The organism is Allobosea robiniae (assembly GCF_900102525.1).
Classification (GTDB): Bacteria; Pseudomonadota; Alphaproteobacteria; order Rhizobiales; family Beijerinckiaceae; genus Allobosea; species Allobosea robiniae.
Genome location: NZ_FNBZ01000009.1, coordinates 183,947 through 210,573 on the forward strand (window position 1 = coordinate 183,947; position 26,627 = coordinate 210,573).

General features: G+C 67.3%; 24 protein-coding genes. 10 read left to right on the forward strand and 14 right to left on the reverse strand.

The features are described 5' to 3' along the window. Window positions 1-9: 9 nt before the first annotated feature. On the forward strand, window positions 10-1,155 hold the full coding sequence (locus tag BLQ70_RS23045; protein WP_091861867.1) for an MBL fold metallo-hydrolase: 1,146 nt from the start codon (window positions 10-12) through the stop codon (window positions 1,153-1,155). A gap of 2 nt (window positions 1,156-1,157) precedes the next feature. Next, the gene (gene surE, locus BLQ70_RS23050; protein WP_091861871.1) at window positions 1,158-1,922 is read left to right on the forward strand and encodes a 5'/3'-nucleotidase SurE; all 765 of its coding nucleotides are present in this window, start codon (window positions 1,158-1,160) and stop codon (window positions 1,920-1,922) included. Window positions 1,923-1,931: 9 nt separating this feature from the next. Here surE and BLQ70_RS23055 read toward each other — a convergent pair whose 3' ends face one another. Then, on the reverse strand, window positions 1,932-3,752 hold the full coding sequence (locus BLQ70_RS23055; protein ID WP_091861874.1) for an ABC transporter ATP-binding protein: 1,821 nt from the start codon (window positions 3,750-3,752) through the stop codon (window positions 1,932-1,934). Between the two features lie 120 nt (window positions 3,753-3,872). Here BLQ70_RS23055 and BLQ70_RS23060 point away from each other — a divergent pair, with 120 nt between their 5' ends. Both BLQ70_RS23060 and BLQ70_RS23065 read left to right on the forward strand, forming a co-directional pair. Beyond that, window positions 3,873-5,009, forward strand: coding sequence for a DSD1 family PLP-dependent enzyme (locus tag BLQ70_RS23060; RefSeq protein WP_091861877.1), 1,137 nt, complete (start codon window positions 3,873-3,875; stop codon window positions 5,007-5,009). Between the two features lie 7 nt (window positions 5,010-5,016). Beyond that, window positions 5,017-5,793 (forward strand): hypothetical protein, encoded by a 777-nt coding sequence (locus BLQ70_RS23065; protein ID WP_091861880.1) that lies wholly within the window; start codon window positions 5,017-5,019, stop codon window positions 5,791-5,793. A 15-nt stretch (window positions 5,794-5,808) separates the two neighbouring features. Here BLQ70_RS23065 and obgE read toward each other — a convergent pair whose 3' ends face one another. Beyond that, window positions 5,809-6,852, reverse strand: coding sequence for a GTPase ObgE (obgE, locus tag BLQ70_RS23070; protein WP_061965742.1), 1,044 nt, complete (start codon window positions 6,850-6,852; stop codon window positions 5,809-5,811). A gap of 44 nt (window positions 6,853-6,896) precedes the next feature. Beyond that, window positions 6,897-7,763, reverse strand: a complete 867-nt coding sequence (locus tag BLQ70_RS23075) for a LysR family transcriptional regulator (RefSeq protein WP_091861883.1) — start codon at window positions 7,761-7,763, stop codon at window positions 6,897-6,899. Between the two features lie 166 nt (window positions 7,764-7,929). On the opposite strand from BLQ70_RS23075, the gene BLQ70_RS23080 reads away from it, so the two are divergent. Beyond that, window positions 7,930-8,832 carry a DMT family transporter gene (locus BLQ70_RS23080; RefSeq protein ID WP_091861886.1) on the forward strand — a complete coding sequence of 301 codons (903 nt, stop codon included), beginning with the start codon at window positions 7,930-7,932 and terminating at the stop codon, window positions 8,830-8,832. Between the two features lie 9 nt (window positions 8,833-8,841). On the opposite strand, the gene BLQ70_RS23085 is transcribed toward BLQ70_RS23080, so the two are convergent. Continuing rightward, window positions 8,842-9,402, reverse strand: coding sequence for a dihydrofolate reductase family protein (locus BLQ70_RS23085; RefSeq protein ID WP_091861889.1), 561 nt, complete (start codon window positions 9,400-9,402; stop codon window positions 8,842-8,844). A 100-nt stretch (window positions 9,403-9,502) separates the two neighbouring features. Here BLQ70_RS23085 and BLQ70_RS23090 point away from each other — a divergent pair, with 100 nt between their 5' ends. Further along, complete coding sequence (locus BLQ70_RS23090) at window positions 9,503-10,021, forward strand: winged helix-turn-helix transcriptional regulator (RefSeq protein ID WP_091861892.1); 519 nt, start codon at window positions 9,503-9,505, stop codon at window positions 10,019-10,021. Between the two features lies 1 nt (window position 10,022). Here BLQ70_RS23090 and BLQ70_RS23095 read toward each other — a convergent pair whose 3' ends face one another. The 3 genes from BLQ70_RS23095 to BLQ70_RS23105 form a co-directional block, all read right to left on the reverse strand. Beyond that, window positions 10,023-13,244 (reverse strand): efflux RND transporter permease subunit, encoded by a 3,222-nt coding sequence (locus BLQ70_RS23095; protein WP_091861895.1) that lies wholly within the window; start codon window positions 13,242-13,244, stop codon window positions 10,023-10,025. A gap of 11 nt (window positions 13,245-13,255) precedes the next feature. Then, entirely contained in the window at window positions 13,256-14,437 is a 1,182-nt protein-coding gene (locus tag BLQ70_RS23100) for an efflux RND transporter periplasmic adaptor subunit (protein ID WP_170843507.1), read from the reverse strand. A 65-nt stretch (window positions 14,438-14,502) separates the two neighbouring features. Then, window positions 14,503-15,141: a TetR/AcrR family transcriptional regulator gene (locus tag BLQ70_RS23105; protein WP_091861902.1), complete on the reverse strand. Its 639-nt coding sequence runs from the start codon at window positions 15,139-15,141 to the stop codon at window positions 14,503-14,505. A 249-nt stretch (window positions 15,142-15,390) separates the two neighbouring features. On the opposite strand from BLQ70_RS23105, the gene BLQ70_RS23110 reads away from it, so the two are divergent. Beyond that, window positions 15,391-16,194 (forward strand): glutamine amidotransferase, encoded by an 804-nt coding sequence (locus BLQ70_RS23110; RefSeq protein ID WP_082617262.1) that lies wholly within the window; start codon window positions 15,391-15,393, stop codon window positions 16,192-16,194. After that, entirely contained in the window at window positions 16,191-17,432 is a 1,242-nt protein-coding gene (locus BLQ70_RS23115; protein WP_244512129.1) for an NAD(P)/FAD-dependent oxidoreductase, read from the forward strand. The genes BLQ70_RS23110 and BLQ70_RS23115 overlap by 4 nt, the downstream gene beginning before the upstream one ends. Window positions 17,433-17,742: 310 nt before the next feature. Here BLQ70_RS23115 and BLQ70_RS23120 read toward each other — a convergent pair whose 3' ends face one another. The 6 genes from BLQ70_RS23120 to BLQ70_RS26205 all read right to left on the reverse strand — a co-directional run bounded on the left by BLQ70_RS23120 (window position 17,743) and on the right by BLQ70_RS26205 (window position 24,180). Next, window positions 17,743-18,528 (reverse strand): succinate dehydrogenase iron-sulfur subunit, encoded by a 786-nt coding sequence (locus tag BLQ70_RS23120; RefSeq protein WP_091861905.1) that lies wholly within the window; start codon window positions 18,526-18,528, stop codon window positions 17,743-17,745. 9 nt (window positions 18,529-18,537) lie between these two features. After that, a complete protein-coding gene (gene sdhA, locus BLQ70_RS23125; protein WP_091861908.1) occupies window positions 18,538-20,370 on the reverse strand; it encodes a succinate dehydrogenase flavoprotein subunit in 1,833 nt (610 codons plus the stop codon). 4 nt (window positions 20,371-20,374) lie between these two features. Further along, complete coding sequence (sdhD, locus tag BLQ70_RS23130) at window positions 20,375-20,767, reverse strand: succinate dehydrogenase, hydrophobic membrane anchor protein (protein ID WP_061965723.1); 393 nt, start codon at window positions 20,765-20,767, stop codon at window positions 20,375-20,377. Window positions 20,768-20,778: 11 nt separating this feature from the next. Then, the gene (gene sdhC, locus BLQ70_RS23135; RefSeq protein WP_244512133.1) at window positions 20,779-21,177 is read right to left on the reverse strand and encodes a succinate dehydrogenase, cytochrome b556 subunit; all 399 of its coding nucleotides are present in this window, start codon (window positions 21,175-21,177) and stop codon (window positions 20,779-20,781) included. 154 nt (window positions 21,178-21,331) lie between these two features. Continuing rightward, complete coding sequence (locus BLQ70_RS23140; protein WP_091861916.1) at window positions 21,332-22,393, reverse strand: MaoC family dehydratase; 1,062 nt, start codon at window positions 22,391-22,393, stop codon at window positions 21,332-21,334. A gap of 74 nt (window positions 22,394-22,467) precedes the next feature. Further along, on the reverse strand, window positions 22,468-24,180 hold the full coding sequence (locus BLQ70_RS26205) for a serine/threonine dehydratase (protein ID WP_091861921.1): 1,713 nt from the start codon (window positions 24,178-24,180) through the stop codon (window positions 22,468-22,470). Window positions 24,181-24,271: 91 nt separating this feature from the next. On the opposite strand from BLQ70_RS26205, the gene BLQ70_RS23150 reads away from it, so the two are divergent. After that, window positions 24,272-25,147, forward strand: coding sequence for an HpcH/HpaI aldolase/citrate lyase family protein (locus BLQ70_RS23150; RefSeq protein WP_091861924.1), 876 nt, complete (start codon window positions 24,272-24,274; stop codon window positions 25,145-25,147). Between the two features lie 54 nt (window positions 25,148-25,201). On the opposite strand, the gene ppa is transcribed toward BLQ70_RS23150, so the two are convergent. Beyond that, complete coding sequence (gene ppa, locus BLQ70_RS23155; protein ID WP_061965715.1) at window positions 25,202-25,738, reverse strand: inorganic diphosphatase; 537 nt, start codon at window positions 25,736-25,738, stop codon at window positions 25,202-25,204. Window positions 25,739-25,904: 166 nt separating this feature from the next. Here ppa and BLQ70_RS23160 point away from each other — a divergent pair, with 166 nt between their 5' ends. Next, entirely contained in the window at window positions 25,905-26,627 is a 723-nt protein-coding gene (locus BLQ70_RS23160) for a fused DSP-PTPase phosphatase/NAD kinase-like protein (protein ID WP_244512130.1), read from the forward strand.

Consider the following 26,627-nt stretch of genomic DNA (forward strand, 5'->3'; position numbering starts at 1 on the left):
ACCGGCGCCATGAAACTGACAGTCCATGGCGGGATCGGCGAAAAAGGCCGGACCTGCGTCGGCATCGAACATGGTGGAACGCGTCTTCTGCTCGATGTCGGCGTCGACACCAGCGCACAGGGCACCGCCTACCATCCGGCGATCACGCGCGCCGAGCTCGAACGCATCGACGCGATCATCGTCACCCACGCCCATGAGGATCATGTCGCGGCGCTCGGCTGGTGTCTCGCCAACGGCTTTTCCGGCCGCATCCTGATGACCGCGGAATCGGTCGCCGAGACGGACGCCACACTTGCCGCCTACGCCACGCCGCACGAGAGGGCGCTTGCCCAAGCTGCTACCGCAGAGATCATCGCGCCCGGCACCGATTTCGTGCTCGGCCCGATCACCATCCGCACCGGCCGCAGCGGCCACGTCGTCGGCGGCATCTGGTGCCATCTGTGCGCAGGCGGTCGCAGCCTCGGCTATTGCGGCGACGTCGTTCCGGATAGCCCGGTCTTCGCCATGGACGCTCTCCCGCCCAGCGATCTCGTGCTGATCGATGCGTCTTACGGCGCCGATCGCATCCCCGCCATCGAACGCGGCGCAGCCATCAAAGGCTGGCTCGCGGCCCATCCGCAGGGCGCCGTGCTGCCGACCCCCCTTTCCGGCCGCTCCGTCGAGTTGATCGGCCTGATCGAGGGCCCGATCGCAATCCACCCCTCGATGCGCGAGGCTCTGGCCCAGCAGATCGCCGCTTCGACATGGTTGAAGCCCGGTGCCGCCGATGCCCTCTCGGCGCGTTTCGCCGAAGCGCTGCTTTGGGAGGAAGGGCAGAAGCTGCCCCGAGCCGCACTGCTCGTCGATGACGGCATGGGGCTCTCCGGTCCCTCCAAAGCCGCGCTCGCACAGGCCCGCCGCGAGAAGCATCCGGCCCTGCTGACCGGCGGCATTCCCAAGGGCAGCCCGGCCGATCTCATGCTGGCCGCAGGCGAGGCCGACTGGCTGCGCTTCCCGACGCATCCGACACTGCCCGAGAACATCGCGATCGCGGCGGCAAGCGGCGCCGGCCGCATCCTCGCCCATTCCTGCGATGCCGCGACCGCAGCCTTGCTGGCCACCGACATCCCCAAGCTCGTCACCGGCCTCAAGCCCGGCGATACCATCGAGATCTGATCATGCGCATCCTCATCGCCAATGACGACGGCATCGATGCTCCCGGCATCGCTTTGCTGCGTAAAGCCGCCGCGCGCCTCGCGACCGATATCTGGGTCGTCGCGCCCGAACGGAAATGGACGGCAGCGAGCCACCATCTCTCCTTCGACAAGGAATTGACGCTCAGCCGGCGCGAGCCGCAGGTCTATGCGCTGAACGGCACACCGGCCGATTGCGTCGTCGCCGCCATGACCGTGCTGTTCCGCGACGGCAGCATGCCCGATCTGGTGCTCTCCGGCGTCAATGACGGCCGCAACGCCGCCGAGGATGCCGCCTATTCCGGCACGCTCTCGATCGCCCGCGAGGCGAGCTTCTGGAACCTCCCCGCCATCGGCTTCTCCCGCACCAAGGGCGGCACGTCCGAGGAGCGCGACGTCGCAGCGCTCGCGGCCCTGATCGAAAACCTCTGGCAGACGCGCGCGCAATGGACCCGCGAGGGCACATTCCTGAGCGTCAACCTGCCGAAGGAATTGCCGGCCGAGATCGGCCTTGCCGGCATCGGTCGCGACAAGATCGCGAGCGCTGCGGATATCGTCTCGGAAGAGGTCGACCGGGTCACCTGGCGTATCCGGCGCGGCCGGCCGCATACCAGCCGTCCGGGCGACGAGAACAGCCTGATCGATTCAGGCCGCATCGCCATCGTCCGCCATTGCTGGAGCGACGGCGCGCCGCTGGACGCGGGCTTCGCTGCTGAGTTCAACAATGCGCTGAGACAGCCTGCAGGCTGAGCCGACGGCTCACCCCTCCAGGAACTGCATCCGGTGCAAACGGGCATAGGCGCCGTCGCGCGCCAACAGCTCATCATGGCTGCCGGTCTCGACGACCTTGCCCTCGTCCATCACCACGATCATGTCGGCCTCGCGAATGGTCGAGAGCCGATGCGCGATGACGATGGTGGTGCGCCCCTTCATGAGCGCCGCCAGCGCCTGCTGGACGAGCCGTTCGGATTCGGTGTCGAGCGCGCTCGTCGCCTCGTCGAGCAGCAGGATCGGCGCGTTCTTCAGGATGGCGCGGGCGATCGCGATCCGCTGGCGCTCGCCGCCCGAGAGCTTGTGGCCGCGCTCGCCGACCGAAGCATCGTAGCCGCCCGGCATCGCCATGATGAAATCATGCGCGGCGGCGCCCTTCGCCGCGGCGACGATCTCGTCCAGCGAAGCGTCCGGCCGCCCGAAGGCGATATTCGCCCGCACGCTGTCGTCGAACAGCACGACATCCTGGCTGACAACGCCGATCTGGCGGCGCAGGCTGGTCAGGGTGACGTTGCGCAGGTCCTGCCCGTCGATCTCTATGCGGCCCTCGGTCGGGTCGTAGAGGCGCGGCACCAGCGCCAGCAGCGTCGATTTGCCGGAACCGGAGCGGCCGACCAGCGCCATCGTTTTCCCACCCTGCGCGACGAGGTCGATGCCCTCCAGCGCACGCTGGTCCTCGCGATAGCGGAAGCGCAGCTGGCGGAAGGCGACCTCGCCGGCAGTGACCGTCAACGGCTTCGCTTCCGGACGGTCGAGAACCTGCGGCTTCTCGTCCATCAGCGCGTAGTAGCGCTTCAGCGAGGCCCCGGCCTCCTGGACGATGGCGTTGAGGTTGCCGAGCGAGCGCATCGGCTGGGCCGCGAGCAGGAGCGCCGAGACATAGCCGGTGAAATCGCCGACCGTCGAATTGCCGGCGGTGATGCGCACCCCGATGGCGGCGAGCACGCCGGCGACCGCGAGCCCACCGCCGACCTCGAGCAGGGGGTCGAGGCGCCCGCGCGCATTGGCCGCCTTCATCTTCAGCGCCCGGATCGTCTCGAAGGCATTGGCCGCCCGCGTCTTCAGATAGGGCTCGAGCCGGTCGGTCTTGGCGACGCGCGCGCCCTGCAGACTCTCGGTGACGAGATTGGCCATCAGCCCGGTCTGTTCCTGCTGGGAGCTGGCCATCCGCCTGAGCTTGCGGCCGATCCGGCCGATCGGATGGGCGATCACCGGTGCGATCAGGAGCACGACCAGCGTCATCTGCCAGTCGATCCAGATCAGCGCGCCGACCAGCGCGATCGCGGTGACGACGTCGCGGATAGCGATGTTGACGATGCGCGTCAGCGCTTCCTTGACGAAGGTGAAGTCGGTGGTGAAGCGCTGCGTGAGGGAGGCCGGATTTTCCCGCTGCAATTGCGCCAGGTCGGCATCGATCAGATGGCCGTAGAGGGCCGTCTGCATGTCCGCCTCGATGCGGCTGACGACATTGTTGGTCATCACCGTCTGGGCGAGCAGCGAGAAACCCTTGATGGCGGTGACGATCACGACGACGGTCGCGACCGCGTTGATGACGCCGATCTCGTAGCCGATCGACTTCGAGACCAATCGCTCCATGCGCCGGACGAAGCCGGTCGATTCGGCCATCAATGGATCGGCGAAGGCGTCGAATGCCGCCTTGATCAGGAGCGGATAGAAGCTCGTCGTCGCCGCGATGATCACGACGAGGCCGAGAATCATCAGCATCTGCGGGAGGTAGGATCTGATCTGCTCACGCCAGACACGGGCAAAGAGCGCAAGGGTGTCGTCGGTGACGCGGCCGATCTTCATGGCCGGGGCCTATCATGACAGCCCGACAAGCGCCACTGGTGCATGGCTGGCTGCGACAGGGGGGCCTTGCTACGGACACGAAGCTGTCTTCCCATGGCCATAACCGATTCAGGAGACTTCATGCCGCTATCCCCGCCGGCCCAGCCCGGCCAGAGCTTCGCCGAGATCGAAACCCCCGCCCTCGTGCTCGATCTCGATGCGTTCGAGCGCAATCTCGTCGCCATGGCCGCTTTCACCCAGGCCCATGGCATCAGGCTCAGGCCCCATGCCAAGTCGCACAAGAGCCCCGAGATCGCGCTGCGGCAGATCGCCCATGGCGCGGTCGGGCAGTGCTGCCAGAAGGTCGGCGAAGCCGAAGTGCTGGTCGCAGGCGGCGTCGGCGACGTGCTGGTCACCAACGAGATCGTCGGCGCGGCCAAGCTCGACCGTCTGGCCCGCCTCGCCCGCAGCGCGAAGATCGGCCTCTGCGTCGACCATCCCGACGGCGTGCGCGAGGCGGCGGAAGCGGCGGCCCGCAACGATGTGACCCTCGATGTCTATGTCGAGATTGATGTCGGCGGCCGGCGCTGCGGCGTTGCGCCCGGAGAGGGCGCCGTCCGGCTGGCCGAGGCGATCGCTCGCTCCAACACCCTGCGCTTCGCCGGCATCCACGCCTATCACGGCTCCGCCCAGCACATGCGTTCGATCGACGAGCGCCGCGAGGCGATCGAACGGGCCGGCTTCGCCGCCCGCAACACGGTCGAACGGCTCAGCCATGCCGGCCTGAAATGCGAGGTCGTCACCGGCGCCGGCACCGGCACCCATGAATTGGAGACCCAGTCCGGCATCTGGAACGAGATCCAGGCCGGCTCCTACATCTTCATGGACGCCGACTACGCCCGCAATCGCCAGGCTGACGGCACGCCCTTCCGCACCTTTGAACACTCTCTCTTCGTCCTCGCCGGGGTGATGAGCAAGCCGGTGCCGGACCGCGCCATCGTCGATGCCGGCCACAAGTCGGCGGCGGTCGATTCGGGTATGCCCGTGCCCTTCCGCCGCGAGGGCGTGATCTATACCAAACCCTCCGACGAGCACGGCGTCCTCACCGGCGACCCGATCGCGATGCCGCATCGCGGCGACAGTTTGCTGCTGATCCCCGGCCATTGCGACCCGACGGTCAACCTGCACGACTGGTATGTCTGCGTCCGCGGCCTGCACGGGCCCGACGCCCATGTCGAGGCCCTCTGGCCGGTCGCTGCGCGTGGTGCCCTGATCTGAGCGGGCGATGCTCGCGGAGCTCTTCCTGCGGTTGGCGACGCCGGCGGCGCGGATGACCCGCCGGCTCGGCCTTGTGGGAGAAAGCGTCGCGCTCTGGTCGCGCGGCAACCGCCAGCGCCGGGCCTGGGCTCCGCATCACGAACGCTGCCGCAGCGTGGTCGCTGAGGCTGTCACGGAGCTGTCGCAGCGCCGCAAGGTGGCGGTTCTCGGCTCGGGCCTGCTGCGCGACATCCCGCTCGACCTGCTGTGCCGGCGATTCGAGCAGGTTCTGCTGGTCGATGCCGTCCACCTGCCGCAGATCCGGCTGCGCATGCGCTTCCGGCCCAAGGTCATGCTCCTGACCCGCGACCTCACCGGCGTCATGGGCTGGCTGGCCGAGGAGAACGACGGGCGCGTCGATCCGCTGGCCGATCTGGCCGCCGACTCAAGCCTCGATCTCGTCATATCCGCCAATCTGATGTCGCAGCTCGCCTGGCCCGTCGAGGATTGGCTGGACGATCACCCCGACCGTGCTGGACAGCTACCGGTCGACCTGCCGGCGCGCTGCATCGCCTGGCATCTCGCCGATCTCCGCCGCTTCAACGGCCGTGTCGTCCTGCTCAACGATGTCGAGATGGTCGAGCGCGACCGTGCGGGCGCGATCACCGATCGCCTCGATCTCACGCGCGGCGTCGAGTTACCGCTCCCGGATGAAAGCTGGGACTGGCCGGTCGCGCCCTTCGGCGAAGCGGAACGCGACCGCGAAAGCACCCACCGCGTCGGCGCCTGGCGGGATTTCCGCTAGAGCGCCGGCCCAGCCTCAGGGCCGCCAGCCGGTGTCCTCGACCGGCGCGTTCTCGCGCTCTTCCACGCGACGGGCTTCCTCGACCACGGCGAAGAGTGCCCTGAGCGCGGCATCGACGCCCTCGCCCGAGGCGGCCGAGAGGATGATCGGCATGCGCTTGGCCGCCCGCTTCAGGCGTGCGACCTGCTCCTTGAGCACTTCCGGCGTCAGCGCGTCTACCTTGGAGAGCGCGACGATCTCCGGCTTGTCGGCCAGCCCCTCGCCATAGGCCTCGAGCTCCTCGCGCACAGTCTTGTAGGCCTTGCCGGCATGCTCGCTGGTGCCTTCGACCAGATGCAGCAGCACGCGGCAGCGCTCGATATGGCCGAGGAAGCGGTCGCCGAGGCCATGGCCTTCATGCGCGCCCTCGATCAGGCCGGGGATATCCGCCAACACCATCTCGCGCCCGTCGACGCGCACGACGCCGAGGCCGGGATGCAGCGTGGTGAAGGGATAATCGGCGATCTTCGGCTTCGCCGCCGTGACGGTGGCGAGGAAGGTCGACTTGCCGGCATTGGGCAGGCCGACGAGGCCGGCATCGGCGATCAGCTTCAAGCGCAGCCAGACCCAGCGTTCCTCACCCGGCAGGCCGGGATTGGCATGGCGCGGCGCCTGGTTGGTCGCCGTCTTGAAATAGGCGTTGCCGAAGCCGCCATTGCCGCCCTTGCACAGAACGAAGCGCTGGCCGGGCTCGGTCAGGTCGGCGATCTTGGTCTCGCCGTCTTCCTCGAGAATCTCGGTGCCCGGCGGCACCTTCAGCACGATCGCCTGCGAATTCGCGCCATGGCGATCCTTGCCCATGCCGTGCTCGCCGGTGCGGGCCTTGAAATGCTGCTGGAAGCGGAAGTCGATCAGGGTGTTCAGCCCCTGCACGCATTCGATGACGATGTCGCCGCCGCGCCCGCCGTCGCCGCCATTGGGCCCGCCGAACTCGATGAACTTTTCGCGGCGGAAGGAGACGCAGCCGGCGCCGCCGTCACCCGCCTTCACATAGATCTTGGCCTGGTCGAGGAATTTCATGCTGTTTCACTAGTGATGAGCGGAGGAAAGGGCAATGGACCGGATCACGCCGCCTGCCGGAAAGCGCTCATCTCCTCGCGCAGGGCATCGGCGAAGCGCTGCGCCGCGAGCCCCGGGCGCGGCGCCATGAGCAAGCCGACCGTCAGTTCGAACAGCGGCGGCAGCCCTTCCGCCGCGCCGAGGCGGCGCAGCGAGGGTGGCACGGCGCTTTCCGTGATCGCGGTGACGCAGAAGCCGCCCTCCACCGCCGAGAGCACGCCTGAGGTATGCGAGCAGGAAAAGACCAGCCGATACGCCTTGCCGGCGCTGCTCAGCGCCGCGAGGACGCGCGAGCGCGCCCGGCAACCCTCGGAGAACAGGGCGAGCGGCAATGGCTCCTGCAGTTCCGGGCGATGGCCGCGCGCCGCGACCCAAATCATCGGCTCGCGCCTGAGCACCTCGCCCATCGGCCGGCTCGGATCCTGCGAGACCACCGCGAGATCGAGATCGCCGGCCTTGAGCGCGGGCTCGATCCGCTTCGAGAGATCGCAATGCACCTCGAGCTCCACCTTGGGATGCTCCGCCGCGAAGCGCGCGATCAATGGCCTGAGATAGGCGTCCATATAATCGTCGGGCACGCCGATGCGCAGCCGGCCGGTCGGTGTCTCGCCGGCAAGGTCGGCCAGGGCCTCGCGCTCCACCGCGAGCAGGCGCCGCGCATGGGCGAGCAGGCGCTCACCGGCATCGGTCGGGGTGACGCCGCGGCGCGAGCGCTCCAGCAGCTTGTGGCCGAGCTGGCTTTCCAGATCCTGGATACGCACGGAGATCGCCGACTGCGTCCGGCCGAGCCGGGCGCTGGCCGCAGTGAAGCCACCGGTCTCCGCCACCGCCACCAGCATGCCGAGCGCGGCGAGGTCGAAATGGGCGGTCATGACGTGCCTCCTTGGGACGCGCGAGATCCATCGGTTTTAAGAATGGTTAAATCAGAATAATCCGTTTTTCCGATCGATGGAAGCGCACTATATCCTCGGCTGAACGAGGCTGAGCCGGTCGCGCCGTCGCGACCGAAGCTGGCCTCACGATCCATCAGAAGACACCATGTCCGCTCCCGCGATCCCCGTCCGGCCCGCATCGCCCGCGCTGGCGATGTTCCTCGCGCTGCTTATCGGCGCCACCTGCATCGGCTTTTCCGGCATCTTCGTGCGCCTTGCCGATGTCGGCCCGGCCGCCGCCGGCTTCTGGCGGATGCTCTTCGCGCTGCCGGTGCTGGTCGCCTGGACGGCGCTGGAGCAGCGCAGGCCTGCGAGCGAGAAGATCGGCCGCGGCGCCTTTATCGCGGTCGCGTTGGCCGGCCTGACCTTCGGCATCGACGTCACGCTCTACAACGCGGCGCTCGGCCATACCACGATCGCCAATGCCTCGCTGCTCGGCAATCTCTCCCCGGTCGGTGTCGTGCTCGGCGGCTGGCTGCTGCTTGGCGACAAGCCCTCGCGACGCATCCTCGGCGCGCTGATGCTGGCGGTCGCCGGCGCGGTTCTGCTGGTGCTGCCGAAATTCGTCGGCACCGGGCAGGTCACCGGCAATCTCTTCGGTGACGGCCTCGCCTTCGGTGCCGCCCTGTCCTACGCCGCCTATATCCTGGCGGTGCGCCGCGCCCGTGACGGCGCCGGTGCCGGCTATGTCAGCCTCGTTTCCAGCGCGATCTGCGCCGTGTTCTGCCTCGTGGCGGCAATTATGCTGGGTGAACAGGTCATTCCGATGAGCCTGCAGGGGTGGCTGGCTGTAGCCGCACTCGGCCTCGTCTCGCATGCGCTCGGCCAGGGCCTGATCACGCTCTCGCTCGGCAGCTATGGCGCCGGCGCCGCCTCGCTGGTCATGGTCTGGCCGGCACTGGTCAGCGTTCTCGCCGCCTGGGCGCTCTTCGGGGAGCAGCCGACGCCGGTCCAGGCCTTCGGCGGCGTCGCCATCCTTGCCGCGGTGCTTCTGGTCCGGCGCGGCTGAATCGCGCCGTCAGGCTGCGCGCTTGACGCCGTAATGCAGGATCACGGTGCCGTTCTTGAGCGGTCGGGCCGCGATCAGCGCATAGTGGCGCTTCTCCGCGTTCGACTTGAACAGGGGCGTGCCCTGCCCGATCGTGACCGGCGCGATCGCGATCATGATCTCGTCGACGAGGCTGGCCGCCAGCAGCGATTCCGTCAGCTCCGCGCTACCGAAGACATAGATGTCCTTCCCCGGCAGGGCCTTCCGGCGCGTGATCTCCCCGACGATATCCACCGTCACCGTCGTGTTGTTCCAGTCCGAACCGGTCAGATTGCGTGACGCCACAAGCTTCGGCAGGGCGTTCATGAAGGCCTTGGTCTCGCCCTCCTCTTCCGTCGAAGTCCAATAAGCCTTCATCCCCTCATAGGTGACGCGGCCGAAGACCAGCAGCCCGGCCTTGCGCCCGAACTCGCTGCTGAGCGCGGCGAGTTCCTCGCCCCAGGCATCCTGGTGGAAGCCGAGATCCCACTTCTCCCTGCCCTCGAAGAACCCTTCCAGCGTCATCAGATTCCAGACGATCACCTTGGCCATCACATCCTCCTGCTGTGCTCGATTAAAACCAGTTTCGATTTGCAACCAGTTGATGGATAGCGAAACCGATCCTATATTGCAAGCGGTTTTGGAGACGAGCATGCGCGAGACCGGCCGTTCGGGCTGTCCGATCAATTTGACGCTGGAAATCCTGGGCGATCGCTGGAGCCTGATCGTGCTGCGCGACATCATGTTCGGCAACCGCCGGCATTTTCGCGAGATGCTGGCGAAATCGGACGAGGGCATCGCCTCGAACATTCTCGCCGACCGCCTGAAGCGCCTCGTCGAGAAGGGCCTGCTCTCGCGCCGCGACGACGCCAGCCACAAGCAGAAGGCAATCTACAGCCTGACCGAGATGGGCATCGCGCTCGTCCCCGTCTTCGCGGCGATGGGCGAATGGGGTCGAACCTTCTTAGCCGTGACCGAGGAACTCTCGATCCGCGCCGAACTCCTGAGCGAAGGCGGCCCGGCCCTCTGGGAGCGCTTCATGCAGGAGCTGAGGCATCTCCATCTCGACGCAGCCCCGCCGGAGCAGTCGGTGCTCGCCGAGCTGACGCAGGCCTATCGGGATGCGCTGGCGCGGCGTCAGGCGGCCGAGATCTCTGCGACCCCGGCTTGACTCACTCCGCCGCCAGCCTTGGCGTGGCCGGCTTCGACATCGCTTCCGCCGTCGCGATCGCCGGCGCCGCATGCTCCTCGATCGGCTCCCACTGGCTTTCGTCCTCGGCCTTGCCGAAGAAGCGCCCGAAGAGCCAGCCCGTCGCCCGCGAGAGATCGTCCATCACCATGTAGAAGGACGGCACGAAGACGAGCGAGAGCACGGTCGAGACGATCAGGCCGCCGATCACCGCGATCGCCATCGGCGCGCGGAACTCGCCGCCATCGCCGACGCCATAGGCCGAGGGCAGCATGCCCGCCGCCATCGCGATGGTGGTCATCAGGATCGGCCTCGCGCGCTTGCGGCCGGCCTCGATCAGCGCCGTGAAGCGGTCCTTGCCGCGCCCGACCTCCTCGACCGCGAAATCGACCAGCATGATCGCGTTCTTGGTGACGATGCCCATCAGCATCAGCAGGCCGATATAGACCGGCATCGAGACGGCGTTGTTGGTCGCGAGCAGCGCGATCACCACGCCGCCGAAGGAGAGCGGCAGCGAGAGCAAGATCGTGATCGGCTGGAAGACCGAGCCGAACAGTAGGATCAGCACCGCCAGCACCAGCATCAGGCCGGTCGTCATCGCGGTGACGAAGCCCTGCACGACCTCGCCCTGGATTTCGGCATCGCCGGTCGCGGCGATCCAGACGCCATCCGGCAGGCCGACCTCCTTGACGATCTCGTTGAACTTGTCCTGGGCGGTGCCGAGCTCGAAGCCGCGCTTCAGGTCGGCACCGATCTGGGCGCGGCGGACGCGGTCATAGCGGTCGATCGAGCTCGGCCCCTCGCCGAAGCCGATCTCGGCCACCGCCGTCAGCGGGATCGAGACGCCGGTCGCGTTGGTCACGCGCAACGCCGCGATATTGCGCATGTCGGTGCGGGCGGCCTCGTCAAGTTGGACACGGATCGGCACCAGCCGGTCGCCCGCATTGAACTTCGCGAGGTTGGGCCCGACATCGCCGATCGTGGCGACGCGCACGGCTTCCGAGATCGCTTCCGGCGTGACGCCGAGCGTGGCGGCCTCCTCGAGCTTCGGCGTGACGCGCAGTTCCGGCCGGCTCAGCGAGCCCGCCGTCGCGACATTGAGATAGCCGTCGACCTGGCGCATCCGCGCCTCGATCCTGGCGACGGCAGCGTCGAGCGCCTCGCCGTCCTTCGACAGGATCGAGAAGGCCATCTCGCGCTCGCCGCGCTCGTTGACATACCAGGCGCGCACGTCCGGCACGCTGGCGAGCTTCTCGGCGATGGTGACCTTGAGCTCCTTCTGGGCGATATCGCGCTCGGCCTTGGGCTTGAGCAGGATGAAGACGGCGGCCCGGCGCACCTCGCGCTGGCCGGTCGGCGAGGCCCCGCCGAGCACGAAGACGTCGCGCACCTCGGGGATGGTCTTCAGCGCATCGACCAGCTTGTCGCTGGTGACGCGGGTATCCTCCAGCGTCGAGCCGGGCGGCAATTCGACCGAGGCGACGACGCGCGAGGTATCCTCGTCCGGGATGAAGCCGGTCGGCAGCATCTGCGTTGCCTGGATCGAGCCGATAAGGAACATGAAGCCGATCACCAGCGTCGCATAGGCGGTGTTGAACGGCAGGGTCCGCCAGCGCCCGGTGCCGTCGAGGCGCGGGAAGAACGGCATGCGGCGCTTCTTCAGCGTGCCCTTGAGCAGGCCGACATAGCCGCGCATGACGAACCCGTCCCTGGGATCGGCATGATGGACCGGCTTCATCAGATAGGCCGCCATCATCGGCGTGATCAGGCGCGCGACGAGCAAAGAGAACAGCACGGCGACCGCCACCGTCAGGCCGAACTGCCGGAAATACTGGCCGGCGACACCGCCCATGAAGGAGACCGGCGCGAAGATCGCGACGATGGTCAGCGTGATCGCGATGACCGCGAGCCCGATCTCGTCAGCCGCCTCCATCGCTGCGCGATAGGGCGACTTGCCCATCTTCATGTGCCGGACGATGTTCTCGATCTCGACGATGGCGTCATCGACCAGGATGCCGGTCACCAGCGTGATGCCGAGCAGGCTGACGAGGTTGAGCGAGAAGCCCATCAGCTCCATCGCCCAGAAGGTGGGAATGGCCGAGAGCGGCAGCGCTACCGCCGTGATCAGCGTCGCGCGCCAGTTGCGCAGAAACAGGAAGACGACGAGGACGGCAAGCCCCGCACCTTCCAGCAGCGTTTCCATCGCCGCCTTGTAGTTGCCATGGGTATAGGCGACGGCGTCGTCGATCGGCGTGATCTTGATGTCGGGGAAGCGCTTGTTCAGCTCCTCGACGCGCTGCGCCACAATGTCCTTGACCGAAAGCTCGCTCGATCCCTTCGAGCGGAACACCGCGAAGGTGACGACCGGGCTCTTGTTGAGGCGGCCGAAGGCGCGCGGCTCGGAATTCGAATCCTCGACGCGGCCGAGCTCCTTCAGGCGCACCTCGCGCCCGCCCGAGAGCGTGATCTTGGTCTCGGCCAGCTCCGCGACGGTCCGCGCGCCGGCCAGCGTGCGGATCGCCTGCTCCTGCCCGCCGACCTCGCCGCGCCCGCCGGCCAGGTCGACATTGGTGGCGCGGACCTGGCGGTTGACCTCGCCAGCGGTGATGCCGAGCGCGAGCAGGCGGTCGGGATCGAGCGAGATACGGATTTCCCGGTCGACGCCGCCATAGCGCTCGACCCGGCCGACGCCCTTCAGCCCCTGCAATTCGCGCGCGACGACATCGTCGACATGCCAGGAGAGCTGCTCCAGCGTCATGCCGGTCGAGGCTGCGCCATAGGTCAGGATCGACTGCCCCTCGACATCGATGCGCTGGATGATCGGCTCGTCGATGGTGCGCGGCAGGTCGGCGCGGATCTTGGCGACCGCATCCTTGACGTCGTTGACGGCCCGGTCGGTATTGGTCTCGAGCCGGAACTCGATCAGTGTCAGCACCTGGCCGTCGGTCAGCGTCGAGGTGACATGCTTCACCCCGGTGATGTTGGCGACCGTGTCCTCGACGCGCTTGCTGACCTGGCTTTCGAGCTCGGCCGGCGCCGCGCCCGACTGTGTGATGGTGATCGAAACCAGCGGGATGTCGATATTCGGGAAGCGCGTCACCGGCAGCTTCGAGAAGGCGAGCAACCCGAGGACGCAGAGCACCACGAAGATCAGGATGGCCGGAACCGGTTTCCGGATCGACCAGGCGGAGAAATTGACGTTCATGCGCTTGCCCGTCAGTTCGTCGCGACCGGCGTGACGATGTCGCCATCGCGCACGAAGGTGCCGGCGCGCGCCACCACGGTCTCGCCCTCGGTGATGCCGCTGGCGATCTCGGCGCGGCCATGGCCGACCAGCCCGAGCGTCACCGGCTTGGTCGTGACCTTGCCGTCCTTGACGGACTGAACGGTCGCGCCCGACCCGTTATAGGTGATGGCCGAAAGCGGCAGGGTCAGGGCACGCTTGCGGCCGGTCTCGATGATCCCGCGCGCGAACGAACCGATGGCGACCGGCGGATTGCCGTCGAGCGCGACGAGCACGCGGCCGAGCCGCGACGCCTTGTCGACCTCCGGCGCGATCAACCGGATGCGGCCCGCCAGCGCCTCGCTGGCGCCGGCTGGCAGAACTGCCACGCCCTGATCGAGCTTGAGCTTGGGGAGCTCGACTTCGGCGACCTGCGCCTCGAGCTCGACCGCGCCGTCGGCGATGATCCGGAACAGCGGCTCGCTCTGCGGCAGCATGCTCGCCATCGCGCCGAGCCGCGCCGTCCGTCGGCTGACGATGCCGGCGCGCCGCGCCTTGATCTCGGTGCGCTCCAGCTTGACGGCGATGTCCTTGCCCTGCGCCTGGGCCAGAGCGAGATCGGCACTGGCGATCGCCAGTGCCTGCCGGGCGGAATTCGCGCGTGCCTGACCGGACCGTGCGGCGGCGGCGCGCTGGTCGAACGTCTCGACGCTGGTATTGCCGCTCTCGCGCAGCGCCTTGGTCCGGTCGAAGGCATTGTTGGCCTGGACGAGATTGGCGTCGGCCTCGGCGATCTGGGCCTTGGCCTGAGCGATCAGCGCCTCCGCCCGTGCGATCTGGGCGTCGTTTTGCGCCTTCTGGACCTCGAGCGTCGTCCGGTCCAGCCGCGCGAGGACCTGCCCGCGCGCGACCTTGTCCCCCTCCTGCGCCAGCAGTTCGACGATCGAGAGCCCGTCGACTTCCGGCGCGACCAGGATTTCGTCGCGCGCGACGATCGAGCCGGAGACGACCACGCTCTGGACGATCTCGGTGCTCTGCGCCTGCGTCACCGTGACGGAGGGTCCGGCGGCCGCAGCTGCGGCCTGCCCGGCGGTCTGCGCCTGCAGCGGCAGCGGCGCGGCCAGCAGGACCAGCGCGATCATCGCGTTCAGCGGAACGATCGAACGAAGGGACATCGGAAACGATCCTGTTGCGGCCATGCGGCCGGTCGGAAACGGGGCAAGCCTAGCGGGAGCAGAGATCACGGCTGCGTCTCCGTTTCGGGCAGGAGCATCGTCTGGGAAAGCTGGCGCATGCCGGTGAAGAGCGTGTCGGCGGCAGCAGCGATGTCGAAATTCGGGTCCATCGCGCGCCGGCAGAAGAACCCGTCCGCCATCATCGAGATCGCCATCAGGAAGCGGCCCTCGTCGAGCCGTGGCGGCAATTCGCCATTGGCCTTGGCCTCGCGGATCGCCGCGGCAAGCCCCTCGATCACGGTACCCTCGATATCCGCGCACATCCGCGCCATCCCGGGGTTGCGCGCCGCTTCCGCCCAGATCTGCACGGCAATGACGGCCTTCTCGCGCGGCTGATGCACGAGATGCTTGCGGCCGAGCTCCTCAAGCTGGTCGAGCAGCGAGCCGTTCCGCGGACAGAGCTTGCCGAAATCCTCCGCGATCAGGCTGCGGTCGCGCTCGGTCATCCCCTCGATGATCGCGTCCTTCGACGAGAAATAGCGATAGAGATTGCCCGGGCTCATGCTGGCTTCGGCCGCGACATCCTGCATCGTCGCGGCATGGAAACCGGCGCGCGCGAAGACGCGCTCGGCCGCATCGAGGATGCGGATATGGCGCTCCGTCAGGACGGCAACGGGCTGCGATGCGGAAACCAGGGGCGGCATCAGGACTCGGCATGAATGAGAATGAATGTTCATTCTCATCTCAGATTAGGCAGCGCCCGTCAAGCGAATCGCCCTTGCGGTCGCCAGTGTCGCGACAGGGCTATGCAGGAATGGCCGGATCATTGCCGCATTCCCGCGTATAAATTGCTTGCTTCGTTCCGTCTGGAACCGCATGTTTGAAAACGACCTGGCATGGCTCCGCGCGCCGTCCCTTCCGATGTCGACGCGCGAGCGACCTCGAAGTTCGTGATGAACGACCACGCCTTCCCCTTGCGTCCGGCTCGCCGCACCCGCTCCCCCCTCACCGCCCGCAGGCCGAGGCCCGCACCGAAGCCGGTGCTGGTCGTGCTGCATCAGGAGCACTCGACGCCCGGCCGCGTGGGCCGCCTGCTGCAGGCGCGCGGCCACGCGCTCGACATCCGCAAGCCGCGCTTCGGCGATCCCCTGCCGCGGACGATGCGCGAGCATGCCGGCGCCGTGATCTTCGGCGGCCCAATGGGCGCCAACGATCCCGAGGATTTCGTCAAGGCCGAGATCGACTGGATCGGCACCTGCCTGAAGGAGGACGCCGCCTTCCTCGGCATCTGCCTGGGTGCGCAGATGCTGGCGAAGCATATGGGCGCGCGGGTCTATACCCATGGCGAAGGCCGCGCCGAGGTCGGCTATTATCCGCTCGCGATCACCGAAAACGGCCACAGCCATGCTGCGGCGGCCGGTTTCACATGGCCCGGCACGGTCTATCAATGGCATCGCGACGGCTTCGACTGCCCGAACGGGGCGGAATGCCTCGCCACCGGTGGGGATTTCCCCGTGCAGGCCATCCGCGCCGGCAGCAAGGCCTACGGCCTCCAGTTCCACCCCGAGGTGACGCCGGCGATGATGTATCGCTGGTCGGTGCGCGGCTATGAGCGCACGCTGATGCCCGGCGCACAGCTCGGCCATACCCATGTGCCCGGCTGGTTCCAGCACGATCCGGCGATCCGGCTCTGGCTCGACGCCTTCCTCGACCATTGGCTGAAGGAGCCGGCGGCAGCCGGAACGACATCGCCTTGACCCGCAAAGCTCTCGTTCTCGGCGCCGGCATGGTCGGCGTCTCCTGCGCGCTCGCGCTCCAGAAGCGCGGTATCACGGTGACGCTGATCGACCGCAAGCCGCCCGGCCGGGAAACCTCCTACGGCAATGCCGGCGTGCTCGCGGCCTCCTCGATCGCTCCACTCAACAACCCCTCGCTCTACGCCAAGATCGCCGGCTATCTCGGCAACCGCCATCCGGCGCTTAATTTGAGTTGGCGCCGCGCCTTCAGCCGGCCGGGCTGGCTGCTGCGCTTCCTCTGGGAGGCCCGCCCCTCGCAGGGGGCAGCTCGCATCGCCGCCTTGCAGGCGCTGACGGCGAGCACGGTCGAGCGCCACCGCGCCCTGATGACCGAGGCCGGCGTGTCGCACCGCCTGCGCGAGACCGGCACGCTCAAGCTCTGGCGCACCGAGGCCGGCCATGAGGCCGCCCGGGCCGAGCATGATTTCCTGAAAAGCCACGGCATCGAATCGCAGATCCTCGACCGGCAAGGCATTTCCGGCATCGAGCCCAGCCTAAACCCGATTTTCCCGGCCGGGCTCCTGATCCCCTGCGTCGGCTCGGTCGATTCCCCCGGCGCCGTCACCGAGGCCTATGCGGCGCTCTTCGCCGAGCGTGGCGGCCGGATCGAACAGGCCGCGATCACCGGGCTCGCCCGCAACGGCAAGGGCTGGCGTGCCAGCACCGCGTCAGGCAGCTTCGACGCCGATATCGCGGTCGTCGCCCTCGGCCCCTGGAGCGGCGACCTGCTGAAGCCGCTCGGGATCGATCCGAAGCTCGATGTCGAACGCGGCTATCACCGCCATCTCAAGCCGGACGCCGGCACCGGCCTGTCGCGACCGATCTACGATGTCGACGGCGCCTATTACATGGCGCCGATGGAGCAGGGTTTTCGCGTCACCAGCGGTGTCGATCTCTCCTTCCGCGACGCACCGGACCAGCACCGCCAGATCGACGGCGCGACGGCAGCGGCGCGTGAAGCCTTCCCGCTCGGCGAGGTCGTCGGCGAAACCTGGCGCGGCGCCCGTCCGACCCTGCCGGATTCCCTGCCGATGATCGGCGAGGCGCCCCGCAATCCCGGGCTCTGGCTCGCCTTCGGCAACCAGCATATCGGCTTCTCGACCGGCCCGATCACCGGCGAGATGATCGCCGCCATGGTCTGCGGCGAGAAGCCGCCGATCGACCCGACACCGTTCCGGCCGGGGCGCTATATCCGCTGATAACGGGTGTCTTCCCGCACGCGCTGCGGCACGCAGTGCTGCTGCGCAGATGCGGGACCGTCTTCAGGAAAAGGCACCCTTTAACGAAAAAGCGCGCTCCCTCACGAGAACGCGCCCTTATCGGAGAACGATCCCGTGTCTGCGCCGCAGCGCGCACGGGATGACACGCTGGCTGAGCCGAGCGCGAATGCGCTGGCGTGAGTCGGCTGGCGTGGCGGCCGAGAACCGGAGCGGAGCGTACATCAGTACGTGAGCACCGGAAGCGCAGGCCGTCGCGTCAGACGGCCGCGCCAGTAGCGTTCGTGCCGGCTCAGACCTGACGCGCCACCATCATCTTCTTGACTTCCGCGATCGCCTTGGCCGGGTTCAGGCCCTTCGGGCAGGCATTCGCGCAGTTCATGATGGTATGGCAGCGATAGAGCCGGAAGGGATCTTCCAGATCGTCGAGCCGCTCGCCGGTCGCCTCGTCGCGGCTATCGATCAGCCAGCGATAGGCCTGCAGCAGCGCGGCGGGACCGAGATAGCGGTCGCCGTTCCACCAGTAGCTCGGGCAGGAGGTCGAGCAGCAGGCACAGAGGATGCACTCGTAGAGACCGTCGAGCTTCTCGCGGTCGTCCTTGGCCTGGCGCCATTCCTTCTCGGGGGCCGGCGTCGTCGTCTTCAGCCAGGGCTCGATCGAGGCGTGCTGGGCATAGAAGCGCGTCAGGTCGGGCACCAAGTCCTTGACCACGGGCATGTGCGGCAGCGGATAGATCGCGACCTTGCCCTTGGCCCCGCACTCGTCGATGCCGGTGGTGCAGGCGAGCCCGTTCTTGCCGTCCATGTTCATGGCGCAGGAACCGCAGATGCCCTCGCGGCAGGAGCGGCGGAAGGTCAGCGTCGGGTCGACCTTGTTCTTGATCCAGATCAGCGCATCGAGAACCATCGGCCCGCAATCGTCGCGGTCGACATAATAGGTGTCGGTGCGCGGATTCTCGGTGTCGTCCGGGCTCCAGCGATAGACCTTGAACTCGGTCAGTTTCTTGGCCCCGGTCGGCTTTGGCCAGGCCTTGCCCTCGATGAGGCGGGAGTTCTTCGGAAGAGTGAATTCAGCCATCGGAGTTCCTCAGTACACCCGCGCCTTGGGCTTGATGTACTCGATGTCGTTGGACATCGTGTAAGTGTGCACCGGCCGGTCATCGAGCGTGATCGTCCGCTTCTCGTCGTCGATCCAGGCGAGCGTGTGCTTCATCCAGTCCTTGTCGTCGCGATTCGGATAATCCTCGCGGGCATGGGCGCCGCGGCTTTCCGGGCGGTTCAGCGCCGAATCCATGGTCACGACCGCCTGGGTGATCAGGTTGTCGAATTCCAGGGTCTCGATCAGGTCGGAATTCCAGATCAGCGAGCGGTCCGTGGTGCCGATATCGGTGATGCCGTTCCAGACCTCGTGGATCAGCTTGTGGCCTTCTTCCAGCGTGTCGCCCTCGCGATAGACGGCGCAGTTGTTCTGCATCGTCCGCTGCATCCGGTCGCGCAGCGCCGCGGTCGGCGTGCCGCCCGAAGCGTTGCGGTACTTGTCGAGGCGTGTGAGCGCGAGATCGGAAGACCCCTTCGGCAGCTCAGGCTGCTTCTCGCCCGCCGTCACCGTCTCGGCGCAGCGCAGGCCGGCCGCGCGGCCGAAGACCACGAGGTCGATCAGCGAGTTCGAGCCGAGGCGGTTGGCGCCGTGGACGGAGACGCAGGCCGCCTCGCCGATCGCCATCAGGCCGGGCACCACCGTATCCGGATCGCCGCCGACCTTGGTCAGAACCTCGCCGTGGAAGTTTGTGGGGATGCCGCCCATGTTGTAGTGCACGGTCGGCAGGACCGGGATCGGCTCGCGCGTCACGTCGACGCCGGCGAAGATCTTGGCGCTCTCCGAGATGCCGGGCAGGCGCTCGTGCAGGATCTTCGGGTCGAGATGGTCGAGATGCAGGTAGATGTGGTCCTTGTCCTTGCCGACGCCGCGGCCGGCCCGGATTTCCATCGTCATCGAGCGTGAGACGACGTCGCGCGAGGCGAGGTCCTTGGCGGAGGGGGCATAGCGCTCCATGAAGCGCTCGCCCTCGGAATTGGTGAGGTAGCCGCCCTCGCCGCGTGCGCCTTCGGTGATCAGGCAGCCCGAGCCGTAGATGCCGGTCGGGTGGAACTGCACGAACTCCATGTCCTGCATCGGCAGGCCGGCGCGCAGCACCATGCCGCCGCCGTCGCCGGTGCAGGTATGGGCCGAGGTCGCCGAGAAATAGGCGCGGCCATAGCCACCGGTCGCTAAGATCGTCTGCTGGGCGCGGAAGCGGTGCAGCGTGCCGTCATCGAGCTTGAGCGCGATCACGCCGCGGCAATGGCCGTCCTCGTCCATGATCAGGTCGATGGCGAAATACTCGATGAAGAACTCGGTATTGTAGCGCAGCGCCTGGCCGTAGAGCGTGTGCAGCATGGCGTGGCCGGTGCGATCGGCCGCGGCGCAGGTGCGCTGGGCCGGCGGGCCCTCGCCGAATTCGGTGGTCATGCCGCCGAAGGGGCGCTGATAGATCTTGCCGTCCTCGGTGCGCGAGAAGGGCACGCCCCAGTGCTCGAGCTCGTAGACGGCGGCCGGCGCGTTGCGCACGAGATATTCGATGGCGTCCTGGTCGCCGAGCCAGTCCGACCCCTTCACGGTGTCGTACATGTGCCACTGCCAGGTGTCCTTGCCCATGTTGCCGAGCGAGGCGGCGACGCCGCCCTGGGCCGCAACGGTGTGCGAGCGGGTCGGGAACACCTTCGAGATGCAGGCGGTGCGCAGGCCCGCCTGCGAGCAGCCGACCGTGGCGCGCAGACCCGCGCCGCCGGCACCGACGACGACGACGTCGAAGGTGTGGTCGGTGATCGGATAGGCGGTGCCGGTATAGGCCGGGACCGGACGGGATTTTGTGATCGCCATCGGATCAGCCTCCAAAAGACAGCTTCAGCACCGCGTAGACGCTGGCGGCGCCGACGGCGATGGCGAAGAAGGTGTTGGCCATGACGGCGAGGACCTTGGCCCCCTCGCCATGGATATAATCCTCGATGACGACCTGCATGCCGATCCGCATATGGATGCAGGCCGAGAGGATGAAGAGCAGCATCAGGATCGCGACGCAGGGGTTCGACAGAAGCGCGATCGCCGCCGGATAGGGCCGGCCGACCAGCGCGATGACGACGCCGATGAAGATCACCGTCAAAATCAGGTTCGAGACGGCGGTGACGCGCTGCAGCCAGAAATGGCCGGTGCCGGACTTGGCGGAGCCGAGGCCGCGGACGCGGCCGAGCGGGGTGCGCATCGAGGAATTGGACAGCATGGCGGGGCTCCTCAGCGCAGGACCAGGGCGACGATCCAGATCAGGACCGTCAGGCTCACCGAGGCGACCAGCGAGAACTTCGCCATGTTCATCCGGGTCTCGGGCTCGTAGCCCTTGCCCATGTCCCAGACGAAGTGACGGAGACCCCCCACCATGTGGTGGATCAGCGAGAAGCTGTAGAGGAAGAGCACGACCCGGCCGAGGAAGGAACCGGCGATCCCCTGCGCCATGTCGAAGGCGGCGGGGCCGGACGCGGCGGCGACCAGCCAGGCGGCGATCAGCACCGTGCCGAGATAAAGCCCCGTGCCGGTGACGCGGTGGGCGATGGACATCGCCATCGTCCAGGACCAGCGATAGATCTGCAGGTGGGGCGAAAGCGGGCGGGCTGCGGGCTTGACCTCGGCCAATATCGTTCTCCGATCAAGCGGTCCGTCGATAGGGACGGACCCATTTGGGATCATTCTAGAGTGACTGGTTGTCTAACGAAACCGTCCCGGCGCTGCAATGCGGCATGCGCATAACGAAGTTACAGATTCTGAAAATCGTCATTTTCTTACGAAAAGCTTACCGCGGCAGCAGCGCCCAATAGTCCAAATCGAGAATCACGCTCGGATCATACTGATCTCCGGCCTTCAGCGGGAAATCCGCGCAAGCGCGGTTCTTGGTCGCGACCAGCCGAAGCCGGAGCGCCCCGACATCGCCGCGCCCCGGAATCTCGGCGCTGCCCAGGACCTCGCTCCAGGCATAGACCGTGTCGCCGGCGAAGAGCGGCGCGACATGGCGCCCGCCATTGATCGCCGCGATATGGAAGGCGTTGCCGAGCCCGTTGAAGGACAGCGCCCGCGCCAGGCTGATGACATGGCCGCCATAGATCAGGCGCTTGCCGAAGCGGGTCCCCTGCGCCGCGTGGGCATCGAAATGCACCCGTGCCGTATTCTGGTAGAGCCGCGTCGCAAGCTGATGCTCGGCCTCCTCGACGGTCATGCCATCGACATGGTCGATCCGTTCGCCGACGGCATAATCGCCCCAGCGGAAGCGCGAGCCGGCGAGCGCATCGTCGTAAGCAGCGAGCTCGATCCGGGGGCAACCCTCGCCGAGTTGCTCCGGCAGCACGGCCTTGGCCAGCTCCGGCACCTGCTCGGCATGAGCGAGCGTGCCCGGCTCGCGCTTGCGCACCAGCACCCAGCGCGCATAGCTCAGCACGATCTCATTGCGCTGGTTGCGGCCGATCGAGCGGACATAGACGATGCCGGCATCCCCGGCGGAGGTCTGCTTCAGCCCGATCACCTCAGAGGTCGTCGAGAGCGTGTCGCCGGGATAGACCGGCCTCAGGAAGCGTCCATCGGCATAGCCGAGATTGGCGACCGCATTGAGCGAGACATCCGGCACCGTCTTGCCGAAGACGATGTGGAAGACGAGCAGGTCGTCGATCGGCGCCGTCGGATAGCCGATCGCGCCAGCGAAGGCGTCCGAGGACTGCACCGCGAAGCGCGAGCCGTAGAGCGCCGAATAGAGCGCCGCGTCGCCGGCCCGCACCGTGCGCGGCGTGGCATGGACGATGCTGTCGCCGAGGTGGAAATCCTCGAAGAAACGGCCGGAACTGGTCTTTGGCGTCGAGCCGGGCATGCATCGCCTCCTGATCGCGGACGAGTGTGCGTTGCAACGAAGGCGATCGTCCAGCCCCGACGAAAGGCCGAACGTCAGCCGACGATCGTAGCCAGCTTCGCCAGGTCGACATTGGCACCGCAGACGAGCACGCCGAGCCGCTCGCCCTGCGCAGGCTTGTAGGCCCCGCAGAGCAGAGCACCCAGCGCCGCCGCCCCGCCGGGCTCGACCGCAAGGCGGAAATCGCGCCAGAGCACGCCTTGCGCCTCGGTGATCGCCGCATCCGGCACCAGAGCGACGTGATCGACGCTGTCCCGGGTCACGTCATAGACGAGCTGACCGACATTGCGGGCGCCCAGCGAATCCGCCGCCACCGAGGCGACCTTGACCTCGACCGGGCCCTTCGCATCGAACGCCGCCTGCAAAGCACGCGAGCCTTCCGGCTCCACGCCGACGACCTTGACCTTGCTCCCAGTGAACCAGCTCGCGATGCCCGAGATCAGCCCGCCGCCGCCGACCGCGACGAGCACGGTGTCGAGATCGGGCTCTTGGCTGTCCCATTCGCGGCCGAGCGTGCCCTGGCCGGTGATGGTCTCCGCCGCAGCGAAGGGATGGATCTTGAGCGCTCCGGTCTCGCCGACGAACCGGTCGCAGGCCGCCTGTGCGTCGTCATACTGGGCACCGCCGACCACGACATCGGCGCCGAAGCGCTTGATCGCCTCGATCTTGGCGGCGGGCGAGATTTCCGGAACGAAGATCGTCGCCTTCACCCGGCGCTTCATCGCGGCATAGGCTACCGCGGCGCCATGATTGCCGCCCGACGCAGCCGAAACACCGGCGGCCGGCACCGGCAGCGAGAGCAGGTTGTTGAAGGCGCCGCGCGTCTTGAACGAGCCGGCGTGCTGCAGGCATTCGAGCTTGAGCGAGACATCCGCCACGGAGCCGAAAGCCCCTGTGCCCAATCGCATCACGGGCGTGATCCGGGCATGGCCGGCGATGCGCGCCGCTGCTTCCTCAATCATCGGACGGGTGACGGGGCGTGCGCTCATGACGATATCCTGACGAGGCTCGGAGGCTGGACGAAACGTCCAGATCGCAATCGGAAGACCGTGGCTATCGCGTCCCGGCGGATCGGGAAAGGGCCGCCCGCGCCCGGCGGCAATGTGCCGGGCGACGACCAGCGCCGCCAGCGCATCGAGCAGATCGTCGGCTGCAGCCCCGCGCGGCGGACGGGAGTTCGCAGTCTCGGCCGGAATGCCGGCCGCCATCAGCAGGCTGCACCGCTCGGCCATGCCCTCCGGATTGACCACGCCCTTGATCTTCTTGGGATGGACCAGCGGTGCGCCTCGCATCGTGCGGAAGGCGAGCTCGGGATGAACCTCATAGACCCGCTCCCGCAATCCGGACTCGGAACGCAGCAGGCCATCGATTTCGCGGATCTTCGGGAACAGGTGAAAGCCCTGCTTCGAGACCTTGCGCGGCGGATCGGAGGCCGCGAGTGCCAGCGCACAGGCCTCCCAATAATCAGTTGCCTCGACCGCCCGACGCGCCGGGATCGAAAACACCGAGGATTGCCTGTCGCCCAGCAGCGCGCGCACCGCCTGCTCGGGTCCGCGCCCGGAGCCCTTCACCCGGTCGGGGAGGCCGATCGGCATGTCGACCGCAACCAGATCGGGCACGACCTCGCTCGTGAAGAGATCAGTGAAGTGAGGCACAACACGGATCACCGGCGCACCCCGCCCTTCGCTGGACGTGATCGCCGCGATCCAGCCGCCCTTACAGCCATCGACGCCGGCAAGCCACGCCATCTCGTTTCCTCCGCCTTTCGCAGCGCTGGCATTGCATCTGCGTTGCTCTACTGTGCAGCGCAGCACAAGCCGGCCCGTGTCAGGAGAGACGATGAGCACGATACGCCCCCGCCGCAGCGCCCTCTACATGCCGGGTTCCAACGCCCGCGCGCTCGAAAAGGCCCGCGAGATCGCGGCCGACGTCCTGATCCTCGACCTCGAGGACGCCGTCGCTCCCGACGCCAAGGCGACAGCGCGAGAACAGGTCTGCGCCGCCGTGAAGGCCGGCGGCTATGGCCGGCGGGAGCTGGTGATCCGCGTCAACGGCACCGGCACGCCGTGGTTCACTGAGGATCTCGCCGCCGCCACGGAGGCGAAGCCGCAGGCGATCCTGATCCCGAAGGTTTCGGCGCCGGAAACCCTGCACGAGGTCGGCGGCCTGCTGAACGGCCTCTGGGCGGACCCTGCCATCGCGATCTGGGCGATGATCGAGACCCCGCTCGCCATTCTCGATGTCGAGCGCATCGCCCGTGCCGCCCGCGATCCCGTGACGCGGCTTTCCTGCTTCGTCATGGGCACCAACGACCTCGCCAAGGAGACGCGCGCCCGCTTCGTGCCCGGCCGCCCCCCGATGCTGCCCTGGCTGACGAGCGCGCTGCTGGCCGCCCGCGCCCATGGCATCGACATCCTCGACGGCGTCTATAACGACATCAAGGACGAGGCCGGTTTCCTGGCCGAATGCGAGCAGGGCCGCGATCTCGGCTTCGACGGCAGGACGCTGATCCACCCCTCGCAGGTCGCGGTCGCCAACGCGGTCTTTGCGCCTGACGAGGCCGAACTGACAAAGGCCCGGGCGGTCATTGCCGCTTTCGACCTGCCGGAGAACGCGGGCAAGGGCGCGATCCAGCTCGACGGCCGCATGGTCGAACTGCTGCATGCCGAGATGGCGCGCCGCACGGTCGCGCTGGCGGACGCGATCGCGGCCTGAAATAAAAAAGGCCGCGCTGAGCGCGGCCCTTTCAAAGCGTCTGGACGAGCGGACTCAGCCCTTCGCGGCCTTCGCCCGATCGATCGCCTCGGTGATCAGCTTCTTGGCCATGGCGGCATCGCCCCAGCCCTTGAGCTTGACCCATTTTCCGGGCTCGAGATCCTTGTAGTGCTCGAAGAAGTGCTGGATCTGGTCGAGCGTGATCTGCGGCAGGTCGGTGTAGTTGTGCACGTTCTCGTAGCGCTTGGTCAGCTTCGGCACGGGCACGGCGATGATCTTCTCGTCGCCGCCGGCCTCGTCCTCCATCAGCATCACGCCGATCGGCCGCACCGCGATATACGAGCCCGGCACCAGCGGGCGCGTATTGGCGACGAGCACGTCGCAGGGGTCGCCATCTTCCGAGAGCGTATGCGGGATGAAGCCGTAGTTCCCGGGATAGCGCATCGGCGTGTAGAGGAAGCGGTCGACGAAGAGCGTGCCGGCTTCCTTGTCCATCTCGTACTTGATCGGCTCGCCCCCGATCGCCACTTCGATCAGGACATTGACTTCTTCGGGCGGGTTCTTGCCGATGGAGATGGCGTCGATGCGCATGCTGGAACCTGTCGCTTGGAAATTTTCGCTTGGGAATTTTGCCGGGCCTTATGCAAGTTCGCGGCGAAAACGCCAAGCCCTTCCGTGATCGCTCATTGCCTGATGATTTGCGCAGGCGCGCCCGCGCTGCTATCCGGCGCCTCATGAACAGCCCCGAGATCAGGCCGTGCTGAGCCGCCTGCGCCCCGACGAAGAGCGCTATGCCCGCCGCATGGCCCGCATCGCCCGCTGGGACCGGCCGATCGAGGGCCGCGGCCAGCGCCTGCGCGCCTGGGCCAACATGCTGCTGGTCGACCACGGCATCTTCCGGCTCGCCTATCTCAATGCGCACCGGGTCACGCCGCGGCTCTGGCGCGCGGCCCAGCCCGCGCCCGGCCAGATCGCCGCCTTCGCGCGCAAGGGCGTCAGGACCATCGTCAACCTGCGCGGCGGGCGTGAGCACGGCTCCTGGCCGCTCCAGAAGGAGGCGTGCGAGCGCCACGGCATCAAGCTGGTCGATTTCGTGCTGCGCTCGCGTGGCGCCCCGGAGCGCGAGACCATTCTCGGTGCCAAGGCCTTCTTCGAGAGTCTCAACGAGCCGGCACTGGTGCATTGCAAATCAGGCGCCGACCGGGCCGGCTTCTTCTCGGCGCTCTACCTGCTGATCCATGAAGGGCGCCCGCTCGACGAGGCGATGCGCCAGCTCTCGCTGCGCTACGGCCATTTCCGCTTCGCCAAGACCGGCATCCTCGATGCCTTCTTCGAGGCTTATCGCCGCGAGGGTGAGGCGAAGGGCATCGCCTTCCTGGACTGGGTCGCCACGATCTACGACCCGGAGCGGCTGGAGCGCGAGTTCAAGCCGGGTCTTCTCTCCTCGCTGGTCGCCGACAAGTTGATCCGCAGAGAATAA